At 29.5% G+C, this 11,988-nt stretch carries 11 protein-coding genes; 6 read left to right on the top strand and 5 right to left on the bottom strand.

Annotated elements, in window-relative coordinates; all coding sequences use genetic code 11:
• Positions 1 to 40 precede the first annotated feature (40 nt).
• The 6 genes from Q1A15_RS14105 (at position 41) to Q1A15_RS14080 (ending at position 6,427) form a co-directional block, all read left to right on the top strand.
• Positions 41 to 901 carry a PPK2 family polyphosphate kinase gene (locus Q1A15_RS14105; protein WP_299625159.1) on the top strand — a complete coding sequence of 287 codons (861 nt, stop codon included), beginning with the start codon at positions 41 to 43 and terminating at the stop codon, positions 899 to 901.
• 74 nt (positions 902 to 975) lie between these two features.
• Positions 976 to 1,806: a 3'-5' exonuclease gene (locus Q1A15_RS14100; protein ID WP_299625156.1), complete on the top strand. Its 831-nt coding sequence runs from the start codon at positions 976 to 978 to the stop codon at positions 1,804 to 1,806.
• Positions 1,806 to 2,291, top strand: a complete 486-nt coding sequence (locus Q1A15_RS14095; protein ID WP_299625154.1) for an ABC transporter ATPase — start codon at positions 1,806 to 1,808, stop codon at positions 2,289 to 2,291. Before Q1A15_RS14100 ends, Q1A15_RS14095 begins: the two co-directional genes overlap by 1 nt.
• 85 nt (positions 2,292 to 2,376) lie before the next feature.
• Positions 2,377 to 5,295 (top strand): glycoside hydrolase family 3 N-terminal domain-containing protein, encoded by a 2,919-nt coding sequence (locus tag Q1A15_RS14090; protein ID WP_299625151.1) that lies wholly within the window; start codon positions 2,377 to 2,379, stop codon positions 5,293 to 5,295.
• Between the two features lie 17 nt (positions 5,296 to 5,312).
• A complete protein-coding gene (locus Q1A15_RS14085) occupies positions 5,313 to 5,849 on the top strand; it encodes a Crp/Fnr family transcriptional regulator (RefSeq protein WP_299625149.1) in 537 nt (178 codons plus the stop codon).
• 62 nt (positions 5,850 to 5,911) lie between these two features.
• The gene (locus Q1A15_RS14080) at positions 5,912 to 6,427 is read left to right on the top strand and encodes a GNAT family N-acetyltransferase (protein ID WP_299625147.1); all 516 of its coding nucleotides are present in this window, start codon (positions 5,912 to 5,914) and stop codon (positions 6,425 to 6,427) included.
• Between the two features lies 1 nt (position 6,428).
• On the opposite strand, the gene Q1A15_RS14075 is transcribed toward Q1A15_RS14080, so the two are convergent.
• The 5 genes from Q1A15_RS14075 to Q1A15_RS14055 all read right to left on the bottom strand — a co-directional run bounded on the left by Q1A15_RS14075 (position 6,429) and on the right by Q1A15_RS14055 (position 11,925).
• Positions 6,429 to 7,070, bottom strand: coding sequence for a DUF4159 domain-containing protein (locus tag Q1A15_RS14075; protein WP_299625145.1), 642 nt, complete (start codon positions 7,068 to 7,070; stop codon positions 6,429 to 6,431).
• Positions 7,071 to 7,481: 411 nt separating this feature from the next.
• Positions 7,482 to 8,639: a helix-turn-helix domain-containing protein gene (locus Q1A15_RS14070; RefSeq protein ID WP_299625143.1), complete on the bottom strand. Its 1,158-nt coding sequence runs from the start codon at positions 8,637 to 8,639 to the stop codon at positions 7,482 to 7,484.
• A 110-nt stretch (positions 8,640 to 8,749) separates the two neighbouring features.
• Positions 8,750 to 9,457 (bottom strand): 16S rRNA (uracil(1498)-N(3))-methyltransferase, encoded by a 708-nt coding sequence (locus tag Q1A15_RS14065; protein ID WP_299625140.1) that lies wholly within the window; start codon positions 9,455 to 9,457, stop codon positions 8,750 to 8,752.
• Positions 9,457 to 10,575, bottom strand: coding sequence for a GTP cyclohydrolase (locus Q1A15_RS14060; protein ID WP_299625137.1), 1,119 nt, complete (start codon positions 10,573 to 10,575; stop codon positions 9,457 to 9,459). Before Q1A15_RS14060 ends, Q1A15_RS14065 begins: the two co-directional genes overlap by 1 nt.
• Positions 10,576 to 10,593: 18 nt before the next feature.
• Positions 10,594 to 11,925 (bottom strand): transporter, encoded by a 1,332-nt coding sequence (locus tag Q1A15_RS14055; protein ID WP_299625134.1) that lies wholly within the window; start codon positions 11,923 to 11,925, stop codon positions 10,594 to 10,596.
• Positions 11,926 to 11,988 lie beyond the last annotated feature (63 nt).

Raw genomic sequence — 11,988 nt, 5'->3', positions numbered from 1 at the left:
AGCTGTTTTATTTTTTTTACATTTATAGAATTAATACAGTATGAAGATGGATACAGATAATTATAAAGTTAGTGAATCGATTACTTTAGAAAAGAAGAAAACTTTAGAATATATTGAAGATGCAGAAAAGAAATTAAAGAAAGTACGAAAGAAAATTGCCGATTTGCAGAACACAATGTATGCAGAAGGTAAATACAGCGCACTTATTTGTCTACAAGGAATGGACACTGCAGGAAAAGATAGTTTAATACGTGAAGTTTTTAAGCAGTTTAATGTTAGGGGAGTAGAAGTACACAGTTTTAAAGTTCCTACGGAATTAGAATTAAAACACGATTTTTTATGGAGACATTACATCGCTTTACCAGCTAAAGGAAAAGTAGGTGTATTTAATAGAACACATTACGAAAACGTATTGGTAACTAGAGTACATCCAGAATATGTCTTTTCTGAAAATATTCCAACAGTTAAAAGTTTAGAAGATTTAAATGACGCTTTTTATCATGATAGAATGGAGCGAATTAATAATTTTGAAAAGCATTTAGCTGAAAATGGTACCATAATTTTAAAATTCTTTTTACATTTATCTAAAGCAGAACAAAAAAACAGATTGTTACGACGTTTAAACATTCCTGAGAAAAACTGGAAATTTTCTGCAGGAGACTTAAAAGAGCGTAAGCTTTGGGATAAGTACCAATTTTGTTATGAAGATGCTATAAATAAAACATCTACTAGTCATGCTCCTTGGTATATAATACCGGCAGACGACAAACCTACAGCTCGTTACATTGTAGCTAAAACTATTCTAGATGAGTTCGAGAAATACGATTTCAAAGAACCAACTTTAGATGAAAAACATTTAGATAAAATTAACGAATTTAAAGACGAACTAAATAACGAATAATAGCGTTATAATGTTCATCTTTGTTATAGATAAGTGATAAAAAAAGAATTTATAAAATACTACGATAAAACTACATGGAGTTAAGCCTAAAAAAACCTATCGTTTTTTTCGATTTAGAAACAACTGGAATAAGCATAGCAACAGATCGAATTGTTGAGATTTCTATATTAAAAGTTTTTCCTAACGGAACACAAGAAAGCAAAACTTGGTTAGTAAATCCAGAAATAGAAATTCCACAGCAAGCTATAGATGTACACGGAATAACAAATGAAAAAGTTGTTACAGAACCTACTTTTAAAGAATTGGCACCAAAAATTAATGAAATGATTTTGGACGCAGATTTAGCAGGATTTAATTCAAACAGGTTTGATATTCCATTATTAGCGGAAGAATTACTTAGAGCGGGAATAGATTTTGATATGGATAATAGAAAAGCTATTGATGTTCAGGTAATTTTCCATAAAAAAGAGCAACGTACATTAAGTGCAGGATACAAATTTTATTGTGGAAAAGATTTAGAAGATGCACATTCAGCAGAAGCAGATACTTTAGCTACTTATGAAATATTAAAAGCACAGTTAGATAAATACGAAGATATAGGAAATTCGGTAGAAGAATTAAGCGAGTTTTCTGCGCATACAAAAAGAGCTGATTTTGCTGGTTTTATTTTATTTGATGATGAGCAACAAGAAATTTTCTCTTTCGGAAAATATAAAGGAAGAAAAGTAGAAGATGTACTTAAAGAAAATCCAGGATATAACTCATGGATTCAACAGGCAGACTTTCCATTGTATACTAAAAAAGTATTACGCTTAATAAAAGAACGAATGAGTTCACCTCAAACGCCAGAAATGAGTGATGAAGAAAAGTTAAAAGCGTTACAACAAAAATTTAATTTAAGATAATGTATATACCATATAGCGATTTACCTAACTCAGCTCGAGTATGGGTATACCAATCAGATAGAGAGTTTACACAAGAAGAAATTGAAGTAATTTCAGCAAGAGCATTATTGTTTATAGACCAATGGACTAGGCATGGAGATGATTTAAAAGGATCATTTGCTATTAAATACAATCAGTTTATTGTGTTGGCAATTGATGAGAATTTTAATGCAGCTTCTGGTTGTTCAATTGATGCATCTGTTCGTTTTATAAAATCATTAGAAGAAGAATTCAATGTTGATCTAATGGATAAAATGAATGTTTCTTTTAAAGATAGCGACAACATCAATATTGTAAAGCTGAGCGATTTTCAAGAATATGCAAAACAGCAGAAAATTACTACAAATACAGTAGTGTTTAACAATATGGTAAATACCAAAGAAGAATTCGAAACAAAATGGGAGGTTACAGCAGATAAAAGCTGGCACAGCCGATTTTTGGTATAAGAATTGTTTTAAAAGAAGAAGAAATCCCCAGTATTAGAAATTCGAACTCTTTCGAGTTCATTAAATTAATGTGTGTACGGTTTATATGAAGAAAAAGATACTATTATTAGCTATAGTTTTTACAGGAATTATGCAAGCTCAACAAGTAGATCCGTTACGAGCTAAGCAATATATTTTACAAGATGAATGGGTAAACAGTGTAGTTGACTCCATGTCTGTAGAAGAAAAAATCGGACAATTATTTATGGTGCAGGCTTATTCGAATAAAGATGCCAAGCACGAAAAGTTTATTTCAGAGTTAATTACCAAACATCATGTTGGAAATTTAATTTTCATGAAAGGAACTCCTGAAAAACAAGTAGAGTTAACCAATAAGTATCAAAGTTTATCTAAAAAAGTACCGTTATTAATTGGTTTCGATGGAGAATGGGGATTAGACATGCGTTTAAAAAACACGTATCGTTTTCCTTGGAATATGACCTTAGGTGCGATTAGAGATAATTCATTACTAGAGAAATTAGGAGAAAGAATAGGTGAGCAATGTAAACGTGTTGGAATTCACATCAATTTTGCACCAGTTGTAGACATCAATACAAATCCAGATAATCCAATTATTGGAAATCGTTCTTTTGGAGAAAGTAAAGAAAATGTAGCTTTAAAGTCTGTAGCGTTTACAAAAGGAATGCAAAGTGCTGGAGTTTTAGCCAATGCTAAGCATTTTCCTGGTCATGGAGATACGGCAACAGATTCTCATTTAACATTACCTTCAGTTAATTTTACAACGCAACGATTAGATTCAATAGAATTATATCCATTCAAAAAACAATTTGATGCAGGTGTGGCAAGTGTAATGACAGCCCACTTAAGTATTCCTTCGCTAGAATCTAACGTGAATTTACCGTCATCTTTGTCTAAAAATGTTGTTACTGACTTATTACAAGAGAAATTAGGTTTTCAAGGATTGGTTTTAACAGACGGTTTAAATATGAAAGGAGCCGCTAATTATGCTACAGCAGCAGAAATTAATTTAGCAACTTTCTTAGCAGGAAATGATATTTTATTGATTCCACAAGATATTCCGAATACAGTAAAATTATTCAAAGAATCTCTTGAAAAAGGAGATTTAGATATTGAACGTATCAATAAGTCAGTAAAGAAAATTTTAAAAGCAAAATATTTAGTAGGATTACAAACTTTTGATCCTATTAAAACAGATAGTTTATTGGTAGATTTAAATACGCCTCAAGATGAATTGTTGCATCGTGAGTTAATTAAAAAATCAATAACTGTTTTAAAAAATACCAGAGAAACATTACCAATTAAAAAGTTAGAAGTTAAAAATATAGCTTATGTAGCTTTAGGTGATGATGATGGAAGTGATTTTGTTCAAATGCTTCAAAACTATACTAAAGTAGATGTAATTTCAGACAAACATTTAGATAACTTAGTAAAGAAGTTAGAAGATTATAATTTAGTAATTGTAGGATTTCATAAGTCGAACAAAAATCCATGGAAATCGTATAAATTTTCGAATCAAGATTTAGTTTGGTTACAAGAGATTGCAAGAAATAAACGTGTAATATTAGATGTTTTTGCAAATCCATACAGTTTACTACAAGTAAAGACATTTACTAATATTGAAAACATTATTGTTTCTTATCAGAATAGTAAATTAGCTCAAGAACTTTCTGCACAAGCTATTTTTGGAAGTTTTGAATTGTCAGGAAAATTACCAATAAGTATTCGAAATGAATTCAAAGCAGGAAACGGAATGATTATTTCTCCGTTAAATAGATTTGAATACACTATTCCTGAAGCTGTAGGATTATCAAGAGATACGTTAAAATATGTAGATCGTTATATTGACACAATTTTACAGCAAAAAATGGCGCCAGGAGGTCAGGTTTTAATTGCAAGACATGGTAAAGTAATTTATCACAAGACTTTTGGATACCAAACAGATGCAAAGCGAAGAAAAGTAAAGAAGTCTGATGTTTACGATTTAGCTTCTTTAACTAAAATATTAGCAACATTACCGGCTGTAATGAAGCTAGAAGAAAACAGAAAATTATCTCTTCATTCTGATTTAGTTGATTTATTACCTTCCTATAAAGACAGTAATAAAGAGCATTTGAATATAAAACAGATTTTATCGCATTATGCACGATTAAAATCTTGGATTCCATTTTATATCAGAACAATAGATTCTATTACAGGTAAAGTTTCAAAAGAATATTATAGCACTAAGAAAACTAAAAAGTTTCCAATAAAAGTAGCTAAAAACTTGTATTTGAATAAAGATTATAAAGATTCAATTTACACAAGAATTAAGGATTCTGATTTAAGAGACAGGAAAGGATACAAGTATAGTGATTTAGGATATTATATCTTGAAAGATGTAGTTGAGAGAAAATACAAAATGCCTTTAAATGAAGTTGTTGAAAATGAATTTTACAGTTCTTTAGGATTAGATAGAACTTCGTATCTACCATTAACAAAGTTCAATTGGAAAGAAGTTGTGCCAACTGAAAAAGATGATTATTATAGAGAGCAGTTACTAAGAGGTTATGTTCACGATATGGGAGCTGCAATGCAAGGTGGAGTAGGAGGTCATGCTGGTTTATTTGCTAATGCAAACGATGTGGCTAAAATCATGCAAATGTATCTTCAAGGTGGAACTTATGGAGGTGTAAAATATTTCCGACCAGAAACAATTGAAAAGTTTAATACAAGATATTATCCTCAAGTTAGAAATAGAAGAGGTTTAGGTTTCGATAAGCCTCAAATAAATCCAAGAGAAAAGCCAACTTGTGGTTGTGTTTCAGAAAATAGTTTCGGGCATAGTGGATTCACTGGTACTTATACTTGGGCAGATCCTGATACAGGTATTTTGTATGTGTTTTTATCTAATAGAGTTTTTCCTACTATGAATAATAGAAAGTTAGTGAAGAGTAATATCAGAACTAAAATTCAAAAAGTTATTCAAGATGCAATTATAAATTAATTTGTATTTCATAGATTTTGAAAACTTATCAGTTATTAAGAGATCATATCTATAAAGAAGGTATTTTAACAAAACAGAAATCCTTTAAAAGAGATGAGTTTTTAAAAGTTCAAGGAACCCGAGATACAAATATTTATTTTATAACTTCTGGTAGTGTAAAAGTCTTCTTTACAAATAAGGAAGAAGAGCATATTTTGTATTTCGGATATAAAAGCTCAATAATAACAGCTATCGATTCTTTTTTATCTAATACCAATAGTGAATTAGAGATTAAAGCATTGAAAAAGACAACTGTTTTTTATCTCACGAAAGAAGAATTCAATAATTTTTTAGATAGAAATCCAGAATACTTAAAATTGTGGAATGAAATATTACAAGAAATCATTTTATATCAATTTGAAAGAGAAAAAGACCTATTGTTAACATCGCCAGAAGAACGTTATTATAAAGCTTTAGAAAGAAATCCAGAGCTATTTCAAGAAATTCCACATAAACATATCGCAAATTACTTAAGAATGGCTTCTGAAACTTTGAGTAGGATAAAAAAATCGTGATTTGAATCAATATTTATTCTTTTAGCGAATCGTTTCTTTGAATTATTAAATTTACTAAGGAAATGGATGATTTTACTATACGATTACTTACGATTCAAGATGCTCAACTATTTTTTGAGCTAATTCAGACCAATAAACACAGACTTGAAGACTTTTTTGCAGGAACAGTTAAATACACGCAAACAGAAAGTGATACAATTGCCTATTGTGAAACAATTGCAAAGAGAATTGAATTAAAAGAGTACTATCCTTATCTTATTTTTTATAACGAAAAATTAATTGGCTTTATAGATTTTAAGAATATCGATTGGAATATCCCAAAAGCTGAGTTAGGAGCTTTTATAGACGTTAATTTCGAAGGTTCAGGAATTATTACTAAGAGTTTTCGTTATTTGTTAGAAAACGTTGTGAAAGCGCATAAATTTAAAAAGCTATTCTGTAGAATATCTAAAGAAAATTATAGGAGTATAGCGTTAGCAGAAAGATGTGGTTTTACATTAGAAGGTGTTTTAACTAAAGATTATAGAACTACGAAAGGAGAACTGATTGATTTAAACTATTACGGTAAACAACTTTAATTTAATTCTTAAAAGCAAACTCGATAATATTAGATCCCATTTTTAAAGCTTTTTGTCTAACTTCATTTGGGTTATTGTGAATGGCTTTATCTTCCCAGCCATCACTTAAGTCACTTTCATAATCATAAAAGGCAATTAATCTACCTTCATAGAATAAACCAAAACCCTGTGGAGCTTTCTTATCATGTTCATGGATTTTAGGTAATCCTTTTGGAAAATCAAAAGTTTGATGAAATATAGGATGTGAAGTTGGAATTTCTTGAAAGCTTAGTTTCGGAAAAACTTTTTTCATTTCTCTTCTGATGTATTTATCCAATCCATAATTATCTGATATATGAATAAAACCACCAGAAATTAAATAGTTTCTTAAATTTTCAACAGCTTTATCGTCAAAATAAACATTCCCATGACCTGTTAAAAAAACTATAGGTAAACTAAATAGATCTTCACTATCTGGACTTACAGTTGCAATATTCGAGTCAATAGCTGTTTTAGTATTTTGATTGCTAAATTTTATCAAGTTAGGAAGCGAAGTAGGATTTGCATACCAATCACCACCACCATCGTATTTTAAAATACCAATTTGTTGAGAGTTTAAAATTAATGGAAATAAGAATATTGAAATAATAAATGTAAATCTCATAGAGTAGTTAAATCTAACAGCAAGATAAAAAAAAAACACCATTCCCTTCCAATGGTGTTTTTTTTGTGAAGAAAGTAGTAAATATTAATCCCTAAATATATTTACCGGTTTATGTAAGTTTTCGTTTACAAATATATGTAACAACTTCATTAGTAGACTCCTAAAACATATGGTTTGGACGTTTTAGGACAACTTTATATAAAAAAAACACTGTTTTTTAAAAACAGTGTTTTGGCTTTTCCCTCTTCATAGAGAGAAAACTCTCTCTATATATCTTAGAAATTGAATAAAATGGTTTTCTTTGAAATACAACCTTATTCAATCTGATAGTAAATATAATTTAGAGATGACAAATGAAGTCCTAAAACATCTAATTTGGACGATTTCGGACTGATTTTTTAATGTAAAAAACTAAATGTTTGCATTTTTAAAAGCTAGAGGAGTGCATCCAGTATGTTTCTTAAAAACATCGTAAAAAGCAGATTTAGAGTTAAATCCAGACTCTAAACCAATAGATGCAATTGTATAATCTTCGTATTTAGGATTGAGTAAAAATTTTTTTGCTTGTTCTACTCTCATTTCATTAATATAATCAACAAAACTCTTCTTAGCGTTGTTATTTATAATGGCAGATAAGGTACTTGTACCAATATTTATATCCTTAGAAAGATTGTTTAATGTGTACTTAGGTTGTAAAAATTTTTTCTTTGTACGTACATAAGCATCAACATTAAAAAAGTGTTCTTCATATCTAGTCGATTGATCTTTCTCTTGATCGTTAATTTTAACTTCTTCAACAAGAACATCTTCCTCTTCAATTTCTTCTCTAATGTGTTTACGTTCTTTTAAAATTCTTAAATATTTAAGTCCTTGATAACCTAAATAGAAAATAATCGTAGTTGTAGAAATACGTAAAGGATAATAAGAATAAATAAAGCCTGAAAAATTTAGACTAAACTTTATAACCAAAGCAAAAATCCAAAGTAAGTACACAAATCCGGTTAATCTAAAGAAGTTGTAAATCCATTTTAAATTATCGAACGATAATATTTTCTGAAATAAATTCTCCTTCTTTTTAAGTACATAAAAAGAGTATACAAAAACACTTATAGAACCGGCAAAACTAATTACTTCTTCTATAGAAGTGTAGCGTTCATAAACATAATTTAATTCTTCTACTGTGCCGCCACCAGAAACAAATATGACAAAACTTATTTGTGCTACACACATTACAATAAAAGTGAATAAGAAATATTTAAGTAATTTCTTTTGTTTATCAACAATGTCTAAGTAATTCACTAAGAATGCATAAAAGAAAGGTGCACTTAAAAAGTGCCATGGAATTTGTATATAAGATAAAGAAAATTTATGTTGAAATAATTCTAAAGCTAAAACCCAAGATTGGAAGTTGTTTAACGCAATGGTTAAAATCATTAAATTTAAGAATAGTAGACTCTTATCTTTTCCGTATTTAGAGAAAAACATGAAAAGACTTAAAGAGAAACCGACTAATGCGCTGACTAACAAAAATACATTGAATATGTCAGTAATGTTAAGGGTAAGTTGCATAAATTTATCCTAGGTTGATTGGGATTATGAACCTAAATTTAAATAAAATTAATTATTTAAGAAAATTTACTTAGAGGGTGCTTTTCCCCATATTGTTGATGTATAGTTAATTATATATGTAAGAAATTGATGTGTTGAACAGCAGTTAAAGCAGCAGTTTCAGTTCGTAATCTACTTTCACCAAGTGTAATTGCTGTGTAACCTTTTGCTATAGCTGAATCTACTTCTTCTTTAGAAAAATCACCTTCAGGTCCTATTAACACTAAGATGTTAGAAGAAAAACGCTCAATGTTTTTTAGACTTTTCTTTTCTGAAGGTATACAATGCGCAACAAATAAATCAGCGTTATGATCTGTATTTATAAAATCAGAAAACTTAACTAATGGGTTCATTTTTACAGCATTCAATTTTAAAGATTGTTTCATGGCAGAAAGCATAATTTTATGTAAACGCTCGTCTTTTACAACCTTTCTTTCAGAATTCTGACATAAAATAGGTGTGATTTCATCTATACCAACTTCAGTAGCTTTCTCTATAAACCACTCTAATCTATCAATGTTTTTTGTAGGAGCAATGGCAACATGTAAATTGTATTTCCATGTTTTAGGACGATGTTCTACCTTAATAATTTTTGCAAGACATTTCTTGTCACTTGGAATTACAATTGAAGCTGTAAACAGAAATCCGTTTCCATTGGTAATAGTTAGATGGTCGTCTGTAGTTTTACGAAGTACTTTTACAATATGACGACTTTCTTCTTTATTGAAAATAATTTCCTGAGTTTCTTCAGTGATATCTGGATTATAAAAAAGTTGCATTATAAATTTAATCTGTACGTTCTTCTTCGTTTGTGCGTTACGGGTTTAAAATCTTTCCAAATTTTGAAAATAGCTGTGTTATCTTCTAATTCTGGAGTACGAATACAATTTTGAATTCCTTTTTCCGTAAAGGTTCTAATATTTTCTCTAAATAGTATAGCAGTAACTCCTTTGTTCTGGTAATCTGGATGCACTCCAATTAGGTAGAATGTAATATTTTTTGGCTTTTTTCTGGCTTTTAACAGATGATATAATCCGAAAGGGAATAATTTTCCTTTAGCTTTCTGTAAAGCTCTAGCGAAAGATGGCATTACTATAGAAAAACCAACCATTTTGTTATCACTATCAACAACAAATTTGATGTATTCAGGGTTAATAAACGATATATATTTTTTCTTGAAAAATTCTATTTGTGCATTAGAAATAGGAACGTAAGTAGAAAGTTTTGAGTATGACTTGCTAAAAAGATCAAACATTTCATCTACGTAAGGCAAAATATCTTTTGTAGCGGTAAAAGTTAATTCTTTTAAGTTATATCGTTTCTGAATTAAATTTCCAGCTTTTTCATATTTAGGGGCATTAACATTTTTAAACTCAAATTTATTTTCTAAATATTCTTTTTCTTTTACTAAACCTAATTGCTCTAAGTGTTCTTTATAATAAGGAAGACTGTACCAAGTAATCATAGTACCAAGATGATCGAAACCTTCTATAAGAACTCCAGTTTTATCTAAGTTGTTAAATCCTACAGGACCTTCAATGTATTCAAGATTATTTTGTTTTGCTATTTCGATAGCTTTATCAATTAAAGCTTTACTAACTTCTATATCATCGATTACTTCGTACCAACCAAATCTTAATTTCTTAATTCCTTGTTGTTCTACTTCATAATTATTGATGATTATAGCAATTCGTCCAACAATTTTTTTGTTTTTCATAGCAACAAAAAGGCGAGCATCTGCGTGTTCAAATACAGGGTTTATTGAAGGATCAAAATTATTAATTTCATCATTTATGATAGGAGGAACCCAGTATTTGTTGCCTTTGTATAAAGAGAAAGGAAATAAAACGAATTGTTTTATTTCCTTTCTAGTTTTTATTTCTTTCAGTTCAATCATAAAGCAAATGTATGATTTCTACTGATCTTCTTTTTGATCATCGTCCTTTTTCTTTTTCTTTTCTTGTTTCTTTTTTTCTTCTTCCTCTTCTTTTTTCAGTTCTTCTTCTAGTTTTCTAATTTCTTTTTCTAATTTTTCTTGCTCTTTTTTCTTTTTCTTTTCTTCTTTAGCTTTTGCTTTTTCAGCTTTTCGTTTTGCCTTTTCTTCTGCTTTCTTCTTTTTCTTCTCGGCTTTCTTTTGCTCTTTAGTTGTTTTCTTTTTAGCCTTTTCGTCTTTCTTAGTTAGATCATCAAGAATAGATTTCTGACGAGTTCTTCCTCTAGGCTTTTCTTCAACTTCTTCAGGTTTAGTTCCTTCTTCTAACTGAGGTTCTCTCTTATCTTTCTTCTTAAATAAGTTTCCAATTTTATCGAAAAGTCTACCAAAGAATCCTTTATTGTACGTTTGAACTTCGTCGTCTTCAATTTTATTTCCAAATTCATCTAATTCTTCAAATTGATCTACGTGTTTGTCAATTCTGTAAGAAACTCCAATACTTCCATAAAATCCTACAGTTTCTTCTTGAAATGTTCCTCGAAGAGAAGAATTAATCTGTAAGTTTTTGTTAAATAAATATGCAGCACCCACACCTAAATTACTCTGATTTTCGTTTTTATTAAATAAAGCTTGATGTTCAGCAAAACCAGACCATTTATCGTTAAAGTTATATGTACCAGTAACTACGTAAGAGAATTCAGGTAAATCACCAAACATATAATTATAGTAAATATTAGTAACTACATTAAGTTTGTGTGAAAACTCATTTTGTAGTAATACACCAATTTTAGGAGTAATACCTCCTCTGGCGTGAAAATCGTCTAGAACCGGACCAAAATTTATTCCTCCATAAACAGCTACGTGAGGAATCCATCTTTTCCAATCAAAAGAATGTCTTTTTTTCCAGCTTCTAATTTCCTTAGATTTATCTTGATATTTAGGTTTAAAAACTAAATATTTAGCAGCAATTGTTAATTGACCTAAACCAAATTCAGATCTTGTTGATTGAAATACGTTAGTAAAAGCAAATTGACTTTGTTGAATAGAAGTGGTTAGATTGAATTCTAACTTTTCATCAAAAGCCCCCATTCTAAAATGTAAGTCTAATCCAGTTGCTCTAGGATTACTAAATATAGGTGTTTGTGCTTCGAATTGTCGATGAAAAATACTAGTTTCTAATTGATAAACACCAATACCAACACTGTAAGGACTCTCAGAAAAACCAGGTCTATTAGAGTTAATTACATCAGTATATTGAGCAAATAAAGGAATTGCAACCAATAATTGGAGTACATAAAAAAATCTTTTCATCATATTCAACACATACAATTTACAACAGTTACAAACATACAGTAAAAATATCAATCCGTTAAGTTT

The organism is uncultured Tenacibaculum sp. (genome assembly GCF_947495995.1).
GTDB lineage: Bacteria > Bacteroidota > Bacteroidia > Flavobacteriales > Flavobacteriaceae > Polaribacter.
This window is presented reverse-complemented; position numbering and strand designations above follow the sequence as displayed.